Annotated in this window: 18 protein-coding genes; 10 read left to right on the top strand and 8 right to left on the bottom strand. The window is 74.2% G+C overall.

The window, feature by feature from the left end; all coding sequences use genetic code 11:
- Positions 1-16 precede the first annotated feature (16 nt).
- Both ACFY4B_RS28240 and ACFY4B_RS28235 read left to right on the top strand, forming a co-directional pair.
- Complete coding sequence (locus ACFY4B_RS28240; RefSeq protein WP_074005989.1) at positions 17-1681, top strand: NAD(P)/FAD-dependent oxidoreductase; 1665 nt, start codon at positions 17-19, stop codon at positions 1679-1681.
- A complete protein-coding gene (locus ACFY4B_RS28235; RefSeq protein WP_387972565.1) occupies positions 1678-2733 on the top strand; it encodes an MDR family NADP-dependent oxidoreductase in 1056 nt (351 codons plus the stop codon). The genes ACFY4B_RS28240 and ACFY4B_RS28235 overlap by 4 nt, the downstream gene beginning before the upstream one ends.
- A gap of 58 nt (positions 2734-2791) precedes the next feature.
- Here the strand turns inward: ACFY4B_RS28235 and ACFY4B_RS28230 are convergent, their stop codons facing one another.
- The 3 genes from ACFY4B_RS28230 to ACFY4B_RS28220 form a co-directional block, all read right to left on the bottom strand.
- Positions 2792-4177, bottom strand: a complete 1386-nt coding sequence (locus tag ACFY4B_RS28230; RefSeq protein WP_387972562.1) for a hypothetical protein — start codon at positions 4175-4177, stop codon at positions 2792-2794.
- A 142-nt stretch (positions 4178-4319) separates the two neighbouring features.
- Positions 4320-5537 (bottom strand): pyridoxal-phosphate dependent enzyme, encoded by a 1218-nt coding sequence (locus ACFY4B_RS28225; protein WP_387972559.1) that lies wholly within the window; start codon positions 5535-5537, stop codon positions 4320-4322.
- Positions 5538-5668: 131 nt separating this feature from the next.
- Positions 5669-6223: a YceI family protein gene (locus tag ACFY4B_RS28220; protein WP_074005987.1), complete on the bottom strand. Its 555-nt coding sequence runs from the start codon at positions 6221-6223 to the stop codon at positions 5669-5671.
- 175 nt (positions 6224-6398) lie between these two features.
- On the opposite strand from ACFY4B_RS28220, the gene ACFY4B_RS28215 reads away from it, so the two are divergent.
- A complete protein-coding gene (locus ACFY4B_RS28215) occupies positions 6399-6701 on the top strand; it encodes a hypothetical protein (RefSeq protein ID WP_387972556.1) in 303 nt (100 codons plus the stop codon).
- Positions 6702-6743: 42 nt separating this feature from the next.
- On the opposite strand, the gene ACFY4B_RS28210 is transcribed toward ACFY4B_RS28215, so the two are convergent.
- Both ACFY4B_RS28210 and ACFY4B_RS28205 read right to left on the bottom strand, forming a co-directional pair.
- Positions 6744-9560 (bottom strand): penicillin acylase family protein, encoded by a 2817-nt coding sequence (locus ACFY4B_RS28210; RefSeq protein WP_387972553.1) that lies wholly within the window; start codon positions 9558-9560, stop codon positions 6744-6746.
- 192 nt (positions 9561-9752) lie between these two features.
- Positions 9753-10766, bottom strand: a complete 1014-nt coding sequence (locus tag ACFY4B_RS28205) for a zinc-binding dehydrogenase (RefSeq protein WP_387830263.1) — start codon at positions 10764-10766, stop codon at positions 9753-9755.
- A gap of 99 nt (positions 10767-10865) precedes the next feature.
- On the opposite strand from ACFY4B_RS28205, the gene ACFY4B_RS28200 reads away from it, so the two are divergent.
- The 4 genes from ACFY4B_RS28200 (at position 10866) to ACFY4B_RS28185 (ending at position 12763) form a co-directional block, all read left to right on the top strand.
- Entirely contained in the window at positions 10866-11528 is a 663-nt protein-coding gene (locus ACFY4B_RS28200; RefSeq protein WP_074005950.1) for a TetR/AcrR family transcriptional regulator, read from the top strand.
- A 121-nt stretch (positions 11529-11649) separates the two neighbouring features.
- On the top strand, positions 11650-12006 hold the full coding sequence (locus ACFY4B_RS28195; protein ID WP_117486841.1) for a zinc ribbon domain-containing protein YjdM: 357 nt from the start codon (positions 11650-11652) through the stop codon (positions 12004-12006).
- A gap of 152 nt (positions 12007-12158) precedes the next feature.
- Positions 12159-12311, top strand: a complete 153-nt coding sequence (locus ACFY4B_RS28190; protein WP_158077791.1) for a hypothetical protein — start codon at positions 12159-12161, stop codon at positions 12309-12311.
- The gene (locus ACFY4B_RS28185; protein ID WP_117486839.1) at positions 12311-12763 is read left to right on the top strand and encodes a MarR family winged helix-turn-helix transcriptional regulator; all 453 of its coding nucleotides are present in this window, start codon (positions 12311-12313) and stop codon (positions 12761-12763) included. The genes ACFY4B_RS28190 and ACFY4B_RS28185 overlap by 1 nt, the downstream gene beginning before the upstream one ends.
- 116 nt (positions 12764-12879) lie before the next feature.
- Here ACFY4B_RS28185 and ACFY4B_RS28180 read toward each other — a convergent pair whose 3' ends face one another.
- Positions 12880-13842 carry an ABC transporter substrate-binding protein gene (locus ACFY4B_RS28180; RefSeq protein WP_053112312.1) on the bottom strand — a complete coding sequence of 321 codons (963 nt, stop codon included), beginning with the start codon at positions 13840-13842 and terminating at the stop codon, positions 12880-12882.
- Between the two features lie 90 nt (positions 13843-13932).
- On the opposite strand from ACFY4B_RS28180, the gene ACFY4B_RS28175 reads away from it, so the two are divergent.
- Genes ACFY4B_RS28175 through ACFY4B_RS28165 form a run of 3 tightly spaced genes read left to right on the top strand, consistent with a single transcriptional unit; the run spans position 13933 to position 16906 of the window.
- A complete protein-coding gene (locus ACFY4B_RS28175) occupies positions 13933-14931 on the top strand; it encodes an iron ABC transporter permease (protein ID WP_079272857.1) in 999 nt (332 codons plus the stop codon).
- A gap of 20 nt (positions 14932-14951) precedes the next feature.
- Positions 14952-16058 (top strand): FecCD family ABC transporter permease, encoded by a 1107-nt coding sequence (locus tag ACFY4B_RS28170; RefSeq protein ID WP_387972549.1) that lies wholly within the window; start codon positions 14952-14954, stop codon positions 16056-16058.
- Positions 16055-16906, top strand: coding sequence for an ABC transporter ATP-binding protein (locus ACFY4B_RS28165; RefSeq protein ID WP_387972546.1), 852 nt, complete (start codon positions 16055-16057; stop codon positions 16904-16906). The genes ACFY4B_RS28170 and ACFY4B_RS28165 overlap by 4 nt, the downstream gene beginning before the upstream one ends.
- 22 nt (positions 16907-16928) lie before the next feature.
- Here the strand turns inward: ACFY4B_RS28165 and ACFY4B_RS28160 are convergent, their stop codons facing one another.
- On the bottom strand, positions 16929-17492 hold the full coding sequence (locus ACFY4B_RS28160) for a YbaK/EbsC family protein (protein ID WP_387972543.1): 564 nt from the start codon (positions 17490-17492) through the stop codon (positions 16929-16931).
- Between the two features lie 74 nt (positions 17493-17566).
- Positions 17567-18415 carry a universal stress protein gene (locus ACFY4B_RS28155; protein WP_387972540.1) on the bottom strand — a complete coding sequence of 283 codons (849 nt, stop codon included), beginning with the start codon at positions 18413-18415 and terminating at the stop codon, positions 17567-17569.
- Positions 18416-18601 lie beyond the last annotated feature (186 nt).

Below are 18601 nucleotides of genomic sequence, written 5' to 3'. Positions count from 1 at the left end.
CAGCGGCCGGCAGAGCATGGTCATCATCGGCGGCGGGCTCGGCGGGCTCTCCACCGGCTGCTTCGCGCAGATGAACGGCTACCGCACCCGGATCCTGGAGATGCACGAGATCCCCGGCGGCTGCTGCACCGGCTGGGACCGTGGCGAGTTCACCTTCGACTGCTGCATCAGCTGGCTGCTGGGCAGCGGTCCGGGCAACGAGATGCACCAGATCTGGCTCGAACTCGGCGCACTGCAGGGCAAGCGGATGCGCAACTTCGACGTCTTCAACGTGGTGCGTACCCGGGACGGCCGGGCGGTCTACTTCTACTCCGACCCGGACCGGCTGGAGGCCCACCTGCTGGAGCTGGCCCCGGAGGACGCCCGGCAGATCCGGCAGTTCTGCGCCGGGCTGCGCAAGTTCCGCCTGGCGCTGGCCCGTTACCCCTTCCTCAAGCCGGTCGGACTGATGGGGCGGTGGGAGCGGACGCGGATGCTGGCCTCCTTCCTGCCGTACTTCAACGTGATCCGGCGCTCGATCACGGTGCTGATGAGCGACTACTCGGCGAAGTTCCGCAGCCCGCTGCTGCGCGAGGCGTTCAACTTCATCCTGTACGAGAAGCACCCCAACTTCCCGGTGCTGCCCAACTACTTCCAACTCGCCTGCCACGCCGGGCAGTCGGCCGGGGTGCCGGAGGGCGGTTCGCTGGGGCTGGCCACCTCGATCGAGCAGCGCTACCGGCGGCTGGGCGGCGAGATCACGTACAACACCAAGGTGACCGGGATCCTGATCGAGGACGACCGGGCGGTGGGGGTGCGGCTGAGCGACGGCCAGGAGGTGCGGGCGGACATCGTGGTGGCCGCCTGCGACGGGCGGACGACCATGATGGACCTGCTCAAGGGCCGCTACCTGAGCGACACCTACCGCCGGCTGTACACCCAGACCATCACCGAGCCGGGCATGGTCTTCCCCGGCTACGTGACCGTCTTCCTCGGCCTGCGCCGGCCCTTCCCGGCCGGGGACCCGTGCACCACCTACCTGCTGGAGGACGAGGTCGCCGAGCGGCTCACCGGCATCCGGCACCCGAGCATCAACGTCCAGTTCCGCAGCCGCCACTACCCGGAGCTGTCGCCCGCCGACACCACCGTGGTGTACGCCAGCTACTTCTGCGACATCGCGCCCTGGCGGGAGCTGAGCACCGGGCCGGAGCAGGAGCCCCGGGTGCGGCGCGGCGAGGAGCTGCACACCCTGCCGGTCGGCCGGGGGCGGGAGTACCAGCGGGCGAAGCGCCGGGTGCGCGACACCATCGTCGAGTACCTGGACGGCCACCACCCCGGGCTGCGGGACGCGGTGGCGGTCAAGGACGTCTCCACCCCGCTCACCCAGGTCCGCTACACCGGCAACTACAACGGGACGGTGCTGGGCTGGCAGCCCTTCGTGGAGAGCGGCGAGACCCTGGAGGAGGAGGTCAAGCGCAACGGGCCGGGGCTGCCCGGCCTCGCGAACTTCTACCTCTCCGGGGTCTGGGCGACGACCGGCGGGCTGATCCGGGCGGCGGCGGCCGGCCGGCACGTCGTCCAGTTCATCTGCCGGGACGACGGCAGGCCCTTCAGGGCCGAGGTGGACGACAGCGCACCGCCGCCCACCCTGCTCATCGAACCGGTCGGCCCCGCCGACCGCCAGTTTGGAGTCACCTCGTGAGGATCGAGAAGTGGGTCGTGCGGGAGCACGTGGACGGCGTGCCGGACGTCGAGCGGATGTACCGGAAGGTCGTGGAGGAGGTGGACGTCCGGCTCGCGGCGGACGAGATGCTGCTGCGCACCCGGTACGTCTCGGTCGACCCGTACCTCCAGGGCATCGCGCTGGACACGCCGATCGGCGACCACATGGGCGCGGACTCGATCATGGAGGTGGTGGAGGCCGGGCCCGCCGCGCGCTTCGGTGTCGGCGACCTGGTGCAGGGCTTCGGCGGCTGGCGCACCCACCTGGTCAGCACCGGCGCGCCGAGCTTCTGGCAGACCGGGACCTTCCCGATGGTCTTCCCGGCCTTCCGCCGGCTGGACCCCGCCGACTACGGCGATGACCTGCCGCTGACCACCGCGCTCGGCATCCTGGGCGGGCCCGGGATGACGGCCTGGGGGACGGTGGAGAAGTTCCTCGACGTGCGCCCCGGGTCGACGGTGCTGGTCAGCGGGGCCTCCGGGGCGGTCGGCTCGCTGGTCGGGCAGCTGGCCAGGCACCGGGGCGCCCGGGTGATCGGCACCACGGCCTCGCCGGAGAAGGCGGAGCGGCTGTGGGAGCTGGGCTTCGAGGGGGTGCTGCTGTACCGCGACGGCGACGCGCCGGAGCGGCTGCGGAAGGAGTTGGCCGAGCTGGCGCCGGAGGGCATCGACCGGTACTTCGACAGCCTCGGCGGGGTGCTCACCGACGTGGTCTTCGGGATGCTCGCGGTGGAGAGCCGGGTGGCCGTCTGCTGGCAGTGGGGGAGCCAGGTCGGCGGGGACTGGGCGGGGCCGCGGCTGCTGCCGATGATCATGTTCCCGCGCACCACGATTCGCGGCATCTTCTCGCTGGAGTGGTTCACCGAGGAGAACTGGGCCGCGCTGCGGCGGGACCTCGGGGCACTGGTCCGTAGCGGGGAGCTGGTGTACCAGGAGACGCTGCACCGGGGGTTCGACAGCATCCCGGCGGCCTACCGCGGCCTCTACCTGGACCGTTCGGCGAACCGGGGGAAGGTGCTGGTCGAGCTCTGAGCGGACGGATGTGCGGCAGGGCCCTTCGGCGGATGTGCCGAAGGGCCCTGGCGCGCGGTCAGCCCAGGGTGAACCAGGTGCTGCGGGACTTCTTCCACTCGGGGTGGGTGAGGTCCTTGGCGGCGGTGCCGTCGTTGTAGAGGTCGGCGGAGCCGTCGTCGGTGATCAGCTGGGCGCGGGCGCCGGGGGCGTCCAGGTCCGGGACGTCCGTGACGGCCTCCCAGGCGCCGTAGTCGCTGGTCGGCAGGTCGATCAGCTTGGTCGGCTTGGAACCGGGCTGCCCGTTCCAGCGGTAGAGCGCGTACGGGGCGGAGTTGTCCTCGGCGGACCAGGAGCCGGCCACGATCAGGTACTGGCCGAGGTCGTTGCGGCGGATGTCGCGGACGGACAGCCCGCCGAGGTCCAGCTCGACCGGGTCGCCGAAGGTCGCGTGCGCGGCCGAACCGTTCAGCAGGGACGGGAGGTTGGTGACCGGGACGAGCAGCGCCCGGCCGCCGGTGACGGCCGGGGTGAGCGGCGCGCGGAAGCTGATGTAGGCGGTGCTGGTGCTGCCGGGGGCGAACTCCAGGCCCTCGACGTTGAAGCCGTCGATCTGCTTGGGCGCCTGGCCGTCGGCGGCACCGGCCGCGAAGCCGTAGCGCTTGCCGTGGGCGTCGTCCCAGGAGATCAGGTCGTCGCGCAGGCCGTGGTACGAACCGGCCAGGGACAGCTGGGTGTCGGCGCCGGAACCGGTGACGGTGGTGGCGAAGACGGTGTGCCGGTCGGGCTTGACCACGCCGTCCTTGTTGTTGCCGAGCGAGCCGGTCCAGTAGATGGTGTTGCCGACCCGGGTGGCGGCCTCGATGTCGATCTCCTTGGAGACGCCGAGGGCCGAGCTGAAGTCCCAGGTGCGGACCGGCGCACCGGAGTTGTCGCGGTCGTACAGGCGCAGGGTGTTGGACTCGTCGTCGCCGACCACGATGAAGCCGCCGCCCGCGTCCACGGCCGCCGAGGCGTCGCTGGAGCCGGTCAGGTAGCGGCTGGTCGCCGAGGACTGGACGGCGGGGGAGGCGGCGTAGTGCAGGGTGCGGGTGGCGCTCTTGCCGCCGAGGCCGGTGACCTTGATGGTGAGGTCGGCGTAGCCGACGCCCTGGGCGGCGACCGCCAGGGTGCGGGCGCCGCCGGTGCCGCTCACCGTCACGTCGCCGGTGCGGGCGACGGCGCTGCGGGTGGTCGCCGAGGCGGCGACGATCAGCGCCGAGGCCGCGGCGCCGGACTGGGCGACCGTCACCGTCACGGTCGGGTCGCCGGTGGCGCCGACGGCGCCGGACAGGTACCCGGCCGAGAAGGTGATCGTCGGGGTGCCGTACGAGGCGGCGCCCGCCGGGAGGGCGGGCAGGGCGAGCACGGGCACCGCCGCGACGGCGACGGCGAGCGGCAGCAGGCGGCGGAGGGAACGCGACACGGTGGCTACCCTTCGGCAGGAGGCGGGAGTTGACGGAGGGTGTAAGCCTGCTGGCGCTCGGCGAACACCGACCCTACGGCGACCTTACGAGCAGGGACGGGCAGGCGAACAGCACGCCTCGCGGCGGTGAAGCACCGTGCGTTCAGCCGGTGATGCCGGCCGCCCGCAGGCGGCGCTCGACCGCGTCCCAGTCGGGGGCGACCGGCTCGGTCCTGCGGGTGCCGACGCCCTTGTCCTTGAAGCCGCTGGAGGTCGACACGCAGACCACCGGGCCGTCGGAGAGGTCCGGCTCGCCGAGGCTGCGCAGCCCGGCCAGACCGGCCGCCGCGGACAGCTCCGTCCACAGCCCCGCCCGAGCCAGCTCCCGCTGGGCGTCGGCGAGTTGGCCGTCGTCCAGGGTCAGCGCCCGGCCGCCGCTGGAGCGGACCGCGAGCACGCCCCGGTAGCCGCTGACCGGGGAGGTGATCGAGTAGGCGTCGCTCGGGCCGACCGTCACATGGGTGGCCGGCAGGCCGTCGGCGATCGCCCGGGCGAGCGGACCGGAGGCGGCCGTCTCGCAGGAGTGGACGCGCGGTACCCCGGCGGTCAGGCCCAGCCGGTGCAGCTCGACGAACCCCTTCCAGACGCCGAACAGCAGCTCGCCGTAGCCGGTCGGGACGAACACCGCGCTCGGCAGGCCGACGTCCTGGAAGATCTCGTACGCGACGGTCTTGTAGCCCTCGGGGCCGTACGCGTGCCCGGTGTGGGTGGTGGTCAGGTTGCTGACCGGGTGCAGGCCCAGCCGGTCCACCACCTGGCGCAGCAGCGGCCAGCGGGCCTCCCACGGCACCGGGAGGACCACCGCGCCGTAGGCGTTGAGGAAGGCGTCGACGTTCGGCGGCGTGTCCGGGCCGGTGAACACCACGCAGGGCAGCCCGGCGCGGGCGGCGTAGGCGGCGGCCGAGGCGCCGTGGTTGCCGGAGGAGGCGACCGCGAGGCCCGGCGCGCCGGCGCCCACGGCGGCGCTGGTGGTGCAGCGGTTCAGCCGGTCCTTGTGGCTCCAGGTGGGGTTGCGGGACTCGTCCTTGACGTACACCCCGGGCGAGACCTCCACCAGCGGGGTGGCGCCCTCGCCCAGGCCCGGCGCGAGCAGCGGCGGCAGCAGCGGGGCCCAGCGCTCCAGGCCGCCGCGCACCGGGGCGGGGGCGAACAGGCCCGCCGGGTCGGCCTTGTCGTAGGCGTAGTCGACCTCGACGGGGTAGGAGACGTCCTCGGTGCTGGTGCGCGGGCAGCCGGCGGTGAGCGGGGGCCAGAGCGGGTAGTCGAGGGCGGGGTCGCCGAGGGAGCGCTGGCCGGTCGCGAGGGAGTCTTCTGTTGGCATGCCAGGAGACTAGCCGGGCGGCCGCCCCGCGGTCCGGCGGTTCGGCGGGCCGCGGCGCGAACCCGTTCGTGGGGGACCGGTTCCGGCTGTTCCGGGCGTTCCGGGCCCGTTCCGGGCGGGGCGGGTCCGGATCAGGCGCTCTGGCGGACCGCGGAGATGTCGAACTCCAGGACGACCTTGTCGCCGACCAGGACGCCGCCGCCCTCCAGCGCCGCGTTCCAGGTGACGCCGTACTCCTTGCGGCTGATGGTGACCGAGCCCTCCAGGCCCACCCGGAGGTTGCCGTACGGGTCGACGGCGTTGCCGGTGTACTCGAAGTCGATGGTGACCGGGCGGGTGGTGTCCTTGATGGTGAGGTCGCCGGTGACCCGGAAGTCGCTGTCGGAGCGCGCCTCGACCGCGGTGGAGCGGAAGGTGATGTCGGGGAACGTGGGGGCGTCCAGGAAGTCGTTGGTGCGCAGGTGCTGGTCGCGCTGCTCCACGCCGGTGTCGATGCTCTCGGCCTTGATCACCACCTGGCCGGAGGAGCGGGACGGGTCGGCGCCGTCCAGGTGGGCGGTGCCCTCGAACTGGTGGAACGCGCCCCGGACCTTGGTCACCATGGCGTGGCGGGCGACGAAGCCGATCCGGGTGTGGGTGGGGTCGAGGACGTAGTCGCCGGTGAGTTCGGAGAGGTTGGCGGTCATGGTCGGCATGCCTCCTGGTGCGGGTCCCGGGTCTCGGCCCGGGGCTGGTCGGGCGGTCCCCGGACCACGCTAGGGGCAGTTCCCGCGGGTCGCGCGTCGGGCTGGGCCTAAGTGGGGCACGGGGTGGGAAGGCTCGCGGGGTACGTCGGAGGAACGGGGAGACGAGGGGGCCGGATTGGACAGCGGGATACGGGCGATGGTCGACGCGGTCGGCGAGGCGGAGCGGCAGGTGCGGGAGAACGCGCTGCCGAAGGCGCGGGACAGCGGCCGCGAGAGGGTTCCGGAGAAGGAGGAGGCGGCGCTGCTGGGGGCGCTCGCCGGGCTGGTGGAGAGCATCGGGGAGCTGGCGGGCGCGGTCGGCGACCGGGTGACGAACCGGGACACGGCCAGGACGTACACGGTCGCGGGCAGGCGGCTGCGGAGCGAGGCCGGCAACCTGCGGGGCGACGAGGACGAGACCGCGGCGCGGTCCAGGTGACCGGCCGCCGGTGCCCCCGGCCGGGGGCACCGGCGGTGTCGCTCAGCGGTGGCTCGGGAACTGCACCACCTGCTGGTAGGTCGGGCGGTTCTGCCAGGTGGTCTTGGCGTCCGTCACGCCGCCCAGCGGGCGCTGGATGATCGTGTCGGCGCACCACTGGTCGCCGGCCGCGCAGTCCGCGTCGCCCGGGTAGACCTGGGCCGGCGTCCGGGCGGCGGCCTGCTTCAGGGTGGTCAGCAGGACGGTCCGGCAGGCCGCGAGGTCGCCGCCGCCGCAGAACGGCCGGGCCAGCGGGCCGGCCACCCGGTCGCCGAGGACGGCGCGCAGGTCCTTGTCCAGGTAGCTCCACCAGCCGTACTGGAAGGCCGAACCCTTGTGCGGGATGGCCTCGTTGGCGCTCACCGGGCCGCCTCCGGGGCCGGTCTGCCCGCCCGAGGGGGACTCGTTGATCTGGAGGGCGCCGGTCAGCGCGCCGAACAGCGGGTCGCCGAGGCCCGGCCGCATGACGCCCTCGGCGACCAGCGGCCACCAGGCGTCCATCACCCGGATCGCGGTGGCGTCCGCGTAGCCGTGGCTGCCCGGTGAAGTCTCCTTCCGCTGACCGCCGTTGGCGAGCCAGGACTCCAGTTGTTGCAGGGCGGTGAGGGTGGCCTGGTCGGTGACGGGCGCGCTGCGCAGTACGCGGATCAGGTCGGGCAGCACGTCCTCGGCCCGCAGGTCGGCCAGGGCGGCACCCTCCATGGCCTGGGTGAGCGAGACCCGGCTCACCTTGCCGCCGTTCCCGAGCAGGGACTTGACCCGGTCGTCCAGCAGGTTGCCGCGGTGCACCGAGCCGTTGCCGAAGCCGGCCGAGGTGTAGCCGTTCGCCTGCTTGTTGTTCCAGGAGATGTAGTAGTCCTGGTTGACGGACTGCGGGTGCTCGGCCGCCGGGGTGTACCGGGCGGTGTTGGCGATGGGGTCGAAGTCGGCCCACTCGTAGGCGGGTTGGGCCTTCACGGGGAGCCCGGGGTCGACGCCGGGGGCGCGGACCGGGTTGCTGCCGGAGTTGTAGTACGCGATGTCGCGCGAGTCGGCGTAGAACCAGTTGAAGGTGTAGTTGATGTCCTGCGCCGCCTGCTGGAACCCCGCCGCGTCGTGCACCGCGCCGGGGTCGTTCAACTCCTGGAAGCCGATGATGGATTCGGCCTCGTGCCGGTAGGTGGAGCGCAGCGAGGTGAAGGCGACGGGTGCGCCGCCGACCGTGCCGCGGGCGGTGACCAGGCCGTACCGGGAGCGGTTCATCACCAGGGTGTAGGACCCGGCCGGGGTGGAGTCGGCGGTGGTCGGGTTCCAGGCGTTCTTGCGTTCCAGCCGGTCGAAGGGCAGGCACTGGCCGTGCCAGCTATAGGAGTTGGCGGCGGTGGTGACCGGGGAGCCGTCGGTGGTGCAGAGCGGGACGGCGTAGGTGTCGGTGATGTCCTGCCCGGCCGAGGTGGCGCTCCAGGCGTAGTCCTGGCCGCGGCCGAGCTGCACGTAGAAGCTCAGGCCGGCGAAGGCGGCGCCGCGTGCGCTGATCCCGGGGCCCTGGATCTCCTCCAGCATCAGCAGTTGCGGGGCGAAGTAGCCGGTCTGCGGGCCGAACACGGCCACCGGGTGGCCGTCGTCGGTGCGGGCGCCGGAGACCAGCAGGGCGTTGGACATGCCGTGCCGGGCGGTGACCAGGTTGCCGGGCAGGACGCCGTTCGCCGCGGTGGTGGCGGAGTCGGCGGAGCCGGTGGCGTCGTAGACGACCCGCTCGGGCACCACCGAGCCGGGGTCGGGCAGCGCCTCGCCCTGCGGGTGGTCGGGGACGGTGGCGTACGGGAAGCTCTGCCCGTCGTGCAGGGTCTGGACGGCCTCCGGGTCGTCCGCCTCGCGCAGTGACGCCCAGACCGCGTCCCCGGCGTCCTTGCCGTACCGGGCCTCGGCGGCCGACTTGACCTGGGCGGAGGCCAGTTCACCACCGCCGCCGGAGCCGAACAGGGCGCCGACCACGGAGGCGAGGGCGACCAGGTCGGTCAGCTTGAACGGTTCGATCGAGCCGGCGTTGGTGATCGGGTCGATGTGCCCGGTGAGGTCGTACTCGCCCGGGAAGGTGCGGGCGTTGTAGGACTCCTTGGCGTACTGGTTGACGCCGTCGAGGTAGGCGTTGGCGTCGGCGAGGGCCTGGGTGGCCCGGCCGCCGCGGGCGGCGATGGTGTCGATCTGCTGCTGGAGCTCGGCCTCGGTGTACGGGGCGGCCTGCCAGAAGGTCTGCTCCAGCTGGCGGTTGGCGGCGGCGCCGCCCGCGAAGCCGGACAGCTGGCCGCGGCCGACGTGCCGGAAGAGGTCCATCACCCAGAGCCGGTCCTGGGCGGCGGCGTAGCCCGCGCCGAACTCGGTGCCGTAGCGGGTGGTGCCGGTGATGTGCGGGACGCCGGTGGCCTTGTCGCGCACGATGGCGACGTCCGGGCGCGGGCTGGTGGTGCTGGCCACCTGGTCGGCGGGGACGCCGAAGGAGGCGTCGTTGAAGAAGTCGCGCAGCTTGGCCTCGGTCAGGCCGGGGTAGCCGGAGGCGAGGGCGGCGTAGGGGCCGAGCTGGTCGTCGGTGTGCGCGGGGCGGGTGCCGAAGGCCCGGTTGAGCAGGATGTCGGCGAGGGTGGCGTTGCCGTTCTCGCCGGGCGGCAGGATGTCGGCGCAGTGGCCGCCGCAGTAGTCGTTGGCGGCGGCGGTCGCGGGGGCCGGCGCGGCGGCGGTGGGGGTGGTGGTGAGGGCGGCGGTGACGAGCAGGGCCGAGGCGAGGGCGGCGGCCGGGAGTCGGAGGGAGCGGGGGCGTTGGCGTTGGCGTTGGCGTGACCGCAAGGCGGACTCCTCCGTCGAAGTCTCACGGAAGAGTCGACGGTAGGGGTGCTACTGGCCGGTTGGCTAGTGGCGTGCATGCCATTTCCCGTACGGGGGAGCGGAGTTGGCCGTCCGTGGGTCGGTCGGAAGGAGCGGCGCCGCACCTGCCGGGCTCAGTCCGGAGGTGCGGCGCCGGGTCGCTGGCGCGTCGGGTCAGGGCTTGAGCACCAGGCGGATCGGGTCGCCCTCCTTGTGCTCCAGCGCCTCGACCGCACGGGCCGCCTCGGCCAGCGGGAAGGTGCCGCTCACCGAGCGGGAGAACTCCAGCCGGCCGCCGCGGACCAGGTTGACCAGGTCGACGACGTCCTGGCCCTCGGAGCCGTAGTGGCCACGGATCTGCTGGCGCAGGTAGCTGACCAGGGTGCCGTTGGTGACGGTCAGCGGCTTGTTGGTGAGGCCGACCAGCACCAGGCGGCCGTGCTCGCCGAGGGTGGCCATGGCCTGCTCGCGCACCGGGGCGACCCCGGCGAAGTCGAAGGCGACGGACAGCGGGCGGCCGCCGGTGGCCTCGCGCAGCAGCCCGGCGAAGCCCGGGTCGGCCGGGTCGAGGGCGGCGTCGGCGCCGAAGGCCAGGGCGCGCTCGCGGGCGGCCGGCAGCGGGTCGACGGCGACGATCGGGAAGGCGCCGATCGCCCGCAGCAGCTGCACGCCGTGGGCGCCGAGGCCGCCGACGCCCCAGACGCCGACCGCCTCGGCCGGGCGTACGGCGCCGGTGGCGGTGATCGCGGCCCAGGGGGTGGAGACCGCGTCGGGGATGAAGCAGGCCTGCTCGAAGGGGAGTTCGTCCGGTATCGGCACCAGGGTGGTGGCGGTGGCGAGCGCGTACTCGGCCCAGCCGCCGTCGTAGTCCACGCCGCGGGTGTGCACGACGCCGTCGCGGGTCTCGCCGGCCTGCAGCAGCACCCGGTCGCCGACGGCCGTACCGGTCACGCCCTCGCCGAGGGTGTGCACGGTGCCCGCGACCTCGTGGCCGAGGGTGACCTTGTCGCCCTCGAGGTAGAGCGGCTTGAGCATGCCCTCGATCAGGTGGACGTCGGAGAGGCAGACGCCGGCGGCCTCCACCTTGATCAGCACCTCGCCCGGGCCGGGGGCCGGGACGGGGACCTCCTCCACGGCGAAGGCGCCCTTCGCGACGTCGAGCCGGCCGGCGAGCATCGTGGCGGTCATCGGGACTTCCCTTCTCACGGGGGCGGCGGGTCGGGGGAGTGCCCGCCGCTCCGGAAGTTACTTGTTATTCAACAAGCAAGTTCACACTAGCATGGTGGCATGTCTACGCACGATGAGGACCGAACCGGTGGGGCCGGGGCGCTCCGGGAGGCGCCGGCGCGCCGCACCCAGGCCGAGCGGCGCGCCCGGGCCGAGTCCGCGCTGATCGCCGCCGCCGCCCGGCTGATCGCCGAGCACGGCAGCACCGGGGTCACGCTGGCCAGGGTGGGCGAGGAGGCGGGCTTCAGCCGGGGCCTGGCCACCCACTACTTCGGCTCCAAGGCCGCGCTGCTGGCGCGGCTCCAGGAGGCGGCGCTGGCCGAGGCGATGGCGTCGGCCGCACCGGCGCGCAGCGGGGCGGGGGCCGCCGACGAGCTGTGCGGGTTCGCGCGCGGCTGCCTGGAGGGCGTCCGCAACCCGACCGACCTGGGCCGGGCCTTCGTGGTGCTGGGGGCCGAGGCGCTCGCCGGGGCCTCGGAGCTGACCGGCGCGGTGGCGGAGCTGGACGCCCGGACCCGGGCGTGGACGGCCGAGGTGGTCGGGCAGGGGCAGCGGGACGGGGAGGTGCGTCCCGGTGTGGACCCGGTGGCCTTCGCGCCGGCCTTCGTCGGGCTGCTCAAGGGGCTGGTGGTGCAGGCCGCGGCCGCGCCGGAGGCCTTCGACGTGGGGGCGGCGGTCGCGGAGTCCGAGCGCTGGATCCGGCTCGCGCTCACCGCGGGCTGAGGCTGCGGAACGCAGGCGGCCGGGCGGTCCGCGCCGCTGTCGGCCGCGACGCGCGCAACCCCCGCTGACCTCGCCGATCGCCGCGCGGACCGGATCCGTACGGCCTGGATATCCTGATCCCATGAGCGACAACCTTCCCCCGTGTCCGCAGTGCTCCAGCGAGTACACCTATGAGATGAACGCCCTCATGGTCTGCCCCGAGTGCGGCCACGAGTGGGTGCCCGGCGGGGCCGACGAGGCCGGAGCGCCGGCCGGCGAGCGCGTGATCAAGGACGCCGTCGGCAACGTGCTGAGCGACGGCGACACCGTGACGGTGGTCAAGGCGCTCAAGGTCAAGGGCAGCGTCTCCGGCATCAAGGCCGGCACCAAGGTGCGCAACATCCGCCTGGTGGACGGCGTCGACGGGCACGACATCGACTGCCGCGTCGAGGGTTTCGGTGCGATGCAGCTCAAGTCCAGCGTGGTGAAGAAGGCCTGACCACGGGCCCGAACGGCCGCGCCCCGCCGGGAGGGACTGACGCTGTTGGTTAATTCGGGGTGGCGTTACTCGGCCCCGCTGAGCATCAGCTCGGCGGGGCCGAGTACTGCGAAGTGGCTGGTGCGGGTGCGGGCTCGTGGTGTTTCGGTGAGGTGGGCGTCGATGCGAGCGAGATTGATCGCAGCGCCGGTACGCTCACTTCCGGCCGCTGGGCCCGGGCGACGGCCGAACGCGCGGCGCAGCGGCTCGCCGCCGAGGAGGCGGCCGAGGAAGCCGAGCGGACGAAGGGGATGGTGGACGCCTGATGGAGCGCCTGGACAGCGGCGGGCACCCGGAGGGGAGCGGGAGCGAGGCCGGAGCGGCGGCCCGGGTCTGGCAGGGGATGAACGCCCTCGTGCTGGAACGCTACGACCGCCGCAAGAGCGTCGCCGAAGCCCTCGGCATGAGCTTCAGCCGGGTCAGGGCGCTGCGCCGGCTCGTCGCCGGCCCGATCACCCTGCGGGAGCTGGCCGAGCGGCTGGGCGCGGACCCGCCGTACACCAGCGTCATCGTGGACGACCTGGTGCGGCGCGGCCTCGCCGAGCGCATCACCAACCCGGTCGACCGGCGCTCCAAGCTGGTCCACCTCACCGAGGAGGGCGAGGCGAAGGCCGCGATCGCCACCGGGATCCTCAGCACCCCGCCGGACGCGCTGCTCGCGCTGCCGCCGGAGGACATCCGCGTGCTCGACCGGGTGGTGGCGAAGCTGCTGGGCTGAGCCGCCCCTGCCGACCCGTTCGGGGTGCCGAGCCCGCGGCGGAAGGGCCGTCACCGGATCCGCTCCGGTGACGGCCCTTCAGAACTCCGGGGGGGGGAATTCCCCGGCGGGCGCGGTTACTTCGCGCCGAAGGCCTTCTCGATGTCCTCGACGACCTTCTCGGCCGCGATCGGGCCGGAGCTGCTGCTCCACACCTGGCCGTCGACGCCCATGAGCTGGTTGGTGCCGACGGCCTTGAGGCGGGTGAAGGCCTCCTGCTTGCGGGCGGTCTCCAGGGCCTTCTCGCCCTCGGCGTTCAGGGTGGCGACGAACACCCGGTCGGCGTCGGCCTTGTTGAGGTTCTCCAGGGACAGCGGGTCCGAGTGGGGCTGGGCGCCCAGGCCGTCGGCGATCGGCATGGTGCCGGCGCCGGCCTTCTTCAGCAGGTCGCCGGGCATGTTGGTGGTGTTCATCACGATCGGCCCGTTGGGCATCCAGCGCATCACCACGGCGCTGCCGCTCTTGCCCTCGCCGGCCTTGGCGGCGCGCTTGTCCAGGGCGTCCAGCTTGGCGGCCAGGTCGGCCTTGTGGCCGAGCGCGTCGCCGTACACGGCGAGCACCTCGCGCCAGTCGCCGGCCTTGGGGACGATGGTCGGGGCGACCGCCGAGAGCTTGTCGTACTGGGACTTCTCGATGCCGGAGGAGGCCAGGATGAGGTCCGGGGTGGCCTTCAGGATCGCCTCGAGGTTGGGCTCCTTGACCGTGGCGACCAGCGGGATGCCGTCGGCCTTCAGGTAGGCGGGGGCGGTGGTGCCGCCGCGGCTGGAGCTGGTGCCCACCGGGGTGACGCCGAGCGCGAGGGCGGTGTCCAGCGAGGTGTCGCCGAGGGCGATGACCCGCTTGGCCTCGGCCGGGACCTCCACGGCGCCGAAGGCGGTGTCGATGCTGCGCTTGCCGCCCTTCGCGGCGGCGGTGGACGAGGAGCCGGAGTCACCCGCGGACCCGCCGGACCCCGAGGAGCCGCACGCGGTCAGGCCCAGGGAGAGGGCGCCGACCACGGCCGCGCCGAGCAGGGTCTTGGTAAAGCGGGTGCCAAGCATGGGTGTTCTCCGAGAAATGGTAGTTTACGGGCGAACCGTTTTTCTGAGGTTAGCCTAACCATACGTAAGGCCCTGACGGGGAGGCCCGGTGTGACATTCCGATCACTCCTGCTGCGCGGACTGCTGCCCGCCGGCGCGATACTGCTGCTCGCCGTACTGGCGAGCCTGCTGCTCGGCGCGGGCGACGTGGGACCGTCACGGGCGCTCTCCACCCTGCTCGGTGACGGCGACTCCGACTCCCGGTTCACCGTGTTCCACCTGCGCGCCCCGCGCACCGCGGTGGCCCTCGCGGTGGGACTCGCGCTCGGCGTGGCCGGCACCGTCCTCCAGGCAGCCGCCCGCAACCCGCTGGCCGAGCCCGGCCTGCTCGGGGTCAGCACCGGCGCCTCCTTCGCCGTCGTGATCGCGATCGTGCTCGGCGCCAGCGCCGCCAGCGTCGGCCCGTACGTCGCCGTACTGGGCGCCGGCGCCGGCTGCCTGCTGGCACTCGGCGCGGCCCGGCTGCGCGGCACCGGCGACGACCCCGTCCGGCTGGTGCTCGCCGGCGCGGCGCTGAGCGGGCTGATGAACGCCGGCTCCTCCGTGCTGCTGCTCTCCGACGCCCGGGCCGCCGACGAGATCCGGTTCTGGACCATCGGCTCGGTCGCCGGCCGCGGCACCGACCAACTGCTCGCGGTACTGCCGGTCCTGCTGCTCGGCCTGGTGCTGGCGCTGCTCTCCGGCCCGGCGCTGACCGCGCTCAGCCTCGGCGACGACGTCGCCACCGGCCTCGGCCACAAGCCCCGCCGGGCCCGCGCCCTCGCGGTGACCGCCGTCGCCCTGCTGGTCGGCGCCGCCACCGCGATCGCCGGACCGGTCTCCTTCGTCGGCCTGGTGGTGCCCTTCGCCGCCCGGGCCCTGGTCGGCCCGGACCTGCGCCGGCTGCTCGTCGTCTCCGCCCTGCTCGGGCCGGCCGTCGTGCTGCTCGCCGACGTGGCCTCCCGGCTGGTCGCCCGCCCGTACGAGATGCCGCTCGGCGTGATGACCGCCCTGTGCGGCGCCCCCGTGCTGGTCGCCGTCGTCCGCTCGCACCGAATGCCCGCGCTGTGAAGGCCCCCGTGAAGGCCCCTGTGAAGACCACCGCAGAGAACGCCGTGGAACCCGACGGCCCCTCGGCCGCGACCCGGCGGCCGGCGCCGTCCGTGCCGCCCGGCACCCGGCTGCTCGCCCTGGGCGGCCGCTCGGTGCTCGTCCCGGTCCGGCCGCTGCTCGGCTGCACCGTCCTGCTGCTCGTCGTGGTCGCGGTGACCGCCGTCTGCCTGGCCGTCGGCGAGACGAACCTCGACCCGGTGACCGCCCTGCGCGCGGCCTTCGGCGACGGCACCGCGCGCGACGTGCTGCTGGTGGAGAAGCTGCGGCTGCCCCGCGTCGAGGCCGCACTGGCCGTCGGCGCGGCCCTCGGCGTCGCCGGCTGCCTGATGCAGACCCTCGCCCAGAACCGGCTGGCCACCCCGGACACCGTCGGCTTCAACGAGGGCGCCACCGCCTTCGCGGTGGCCTCCGTCACCGGCGTCGCCACCCAGCTGCTGCCCTCCGCCGCCGCCCTGGCGGGCGCCGCCACCGCCGCCTCGCTCGCCTTCGCCCTCGGCGGCGGGGCCGGCCGCAACGGCTACCGCTTCCTGGTCGTCGGCCTCGGCATCGGCGCGGTCTTCGGCGCGGTGACCAACCTGATGCTCTCCCGCGCCGCCATCGACTCCGCCAACGCCGCCTACGCCTGGACGGTCGGCACCCTCAACAGCCGGGACGCCGACGCCGTCGGCTACCTCGAACTCGGCCTGCTGGCCTGCCTGCCCGCCGCCGTGCTGCTCGGCCGCCGGCTGTCGCTGCTGCGCTTCTCCGACGCCGTCGCCACCGGGCTGGGCGTCCGGGTGCGCGGCCTGCGGGTCGGCGTCCTGCTGGTCTCCGTGGTCTGCGCGGGCCTGGCGGTGGCCGTCGCCGGACCGCTCGGCATGATCGCGCTCGCCGCGCCCGAGGCCGCCCGCCGGATCGCCGGACCGCGCTGCGTGCCGGTGCTCACCTCGGCCGTCGCCGGAGCCGCCTTCACCCTGCTCGCCGACCTGATCGGCCGCACCCTCCTGTCGCCGCTGGAGGTGCCGGCCGGCCTGGTCACCGCCGTCGTGGGCGGCCCGTACCTGCTCTGGCTGCTGCTCACCACCCGTCCCCGGAGGACCGCATGACCGCCCGCCCCGCGACCGCTGAATCCTCCGGGACCGTGACGGCCGCCGTCGGAGCGCCCCGGCTGGCGACCAGCGCGCTCAGCCTCGGCCACGACCGCACCATCGTGGTGCGCGAGCTCGACCTCGAACTGCCGCAGCGGCAGGTCACCGTCATCGTCGGCCCGAACGGCTGCGGCAAGTCCACCCTGCTCGGCGGCCTCGCCCGGACCATCGCCCCGCGCTCCGGCGCCGTGCTGCTCGACGGCAAGCCGCTGACCTCGCTGTCCACCCGCGCCATCGCCCGGATCATCGGCCTGCTGCCGCAGTCCGCCACCGCCCCGGACGGGCTGACCGTCCGCGACCTGGTCCGCTACGGCCGCCAGCCGCACCAGGGCCTGCTGCGGCAGTGGTCCGCCGCCGACGCCGAAGCGGTCGAGCACGCGCTCGCCGCCGCCGACCTGCACGAGCTGGCCGACCGCCCGCTGGACACCCTCTCCGGCGGCCAGCGCCAGCGCGCCTGGATCGCCATGGCCGTCGCCCAGGACACCGACATCCTGATGCTGGACGAGCCGACCTCGGCGCTGGACATGGGCCACGCGCTGGAGGTGCTGGAGATGGTGCGCGGCCTGACGGCCGAGCGCGGCCGCACCGTCGTCCTCGTCCTGCACGACCTGACCACCGCCTGCCGCTACGCCGACCACATGGTGGCCATGCGCGACGGCCGGGTGGCCGCCCAGGGCGCGCCGCGCGACATCGTCACCCCGGAGCTGGTGCGCGAGCTGTACGGGGTGGAGAGCGTGATCCTCACCGACCCGGTGCACGGCACCCCGGTGGTCTGCCCGGTCGGCCTCGCCCCCCGGGTGCGCTGACGTCGGCGGGCCGGTCAGCCGGTCAGCCGGCCAGGCCCGGCAGCACCAGGGCGCCCGGCAGCTCCGCCAGGGCCCAGCCGGGCAGGATGAGCTTGCCCCGGCGCCGACCGCTGCCGACCAGGACGTACGGGGCCGCGGCCACCGCCTCGTCGATCAGCAGCGGCCAGCCGCCGGGCAGGCCGACGGGCGTGATGCCGCCGTACTCCATGCCGGTCAGCTCGACCGCGGTGTCCATCGGCGCGAAGGACGCCTTGCGCGCCCCCAGCTGGGTGCGCACCGCCCTGTTGACGTCCACCCGGGTGGTGGCCAGGGCCAGGCACCCGGCCAGGGTCACCTCCCCGGCGCGCTTGGCGGCGACCACCACGCAGTTCGCGGAGAACTCCGGCGGCACGTCGTAGGCCGCGCAGAACACGGCGGTGTCCGCCTGCTCCGGGTCGCTGTCCACGTAGAGCACCGAGGCGGCCGCTCCGGGCGCGTCCCAGTTCTTCAGCGCGTCGGCGACGGGCGCGGCGAGCTCCGCGCCGAGCTCCAGGGCCGGTACGGCGGTGGCGAAGTTCCCGAACGGCGGGGCGGTGGACTCACTCATGGACCGGACTGTAGCGCGCCCGGCCACCCGGTCGGCCGTACCCGGCTGCCGTCGGCCGTACGGGAGGAGCGCGGTCAGCCGTACGGGACGACGGCGACCGGGCAGTGCACGTGGTGGATCGCGGCGTGCGCCACCGGGCCGAGGTGGTGGTGGCGCAGCGGCATCCGCCGGATGCGGCGGCCGACGACCAGCAGCCGGGCCGTCGCGGCGGCGTCCACCAGCTCGACGGCGGCCTTGCCGCGGATCAGGTCGGTGCTCACCGTCACCTCGGGGTGCCGGGCCTGCCAGGGCTCCAGGGCCCGGGCGAGGCCGTCGTGCTCGACGGCCGAGACCTCGCCCTCCAGCCCGCCGATCGCCCCGTAGGACATGTACTCGCTGCCGGCCGGCGGGGACCAGACGTGCACCACGCGCAGCGGCGCCGAACGGAGCGCGGCGGCCTCGAAGGCGAAGGCCAGCACCTCGTCCGCCGGGTGCGCCAGGTCGAGGCCGACCGTCACCGCGCCGTCCGGCTCGTCCCCGCCGGCCCGGATCAGCACCACCGGGCAGTCCGCCCGGCGCAGCACCTCCTGGCTCACCGAGCCGACCAGGAAGCCGCGCAGGGTGCCCAGCCCGCGCGAGCCGAGCACCAGCAGGGCGGCCCCGTGCGCGGCGGCCTCCAGCGCCTCGACGGGATCGCCGGCCACGGAGCCGGCGGTGACCTCGACCTCCGGCGCGATGGTGCGCAACTCGCGCTCGCGCTCGGCGAGTTGTGCCAGTGCGGAGTGGTCGCCGGGCCTGCTCCCGGGGGCGATCTGCTTCGGCCGGGGCCAGGCCTGGAGGACGTCCAGGCGCAGGCCGCGGCGCTGCGCCTCGTGGGCGGCCCAGGCGGCGGCGGCCAGGCTCTCGGGTGAGCCGTCGAATCCGACGACGACGGGTCCGGTCACGGCGTGCTCCTCGGTTCCGGTGCGGCCCCAGCCCCCGGAGGTCTCGGTGCGGCCAGTATCCGCGCCGACCCGGACCGGCGCCTCCCGGAGCCGTCGCCGGTCGCGGTGGGTGACGGGACGGGCCCGGTTCCGCCGTCCGGCTGGTCGGCCGGGCGGCGGCGCGGCACGCCCGGGCCGGGCGGGGGC

It is taken from the genome of Kitasatospora sp. NPDC001261, from assembly GCF_042896795.1.
Lineage (GTDB): Bacteria > Actinomycetota > Actinomycetes > Streptomycetales > Streptomycetaceae > Kitasatospora.
The sequence above is the reverse complement of the archived record's forward strand: the minus strand, read 5'-3'. Positions and strand labels throughout refer to the sequence as shown.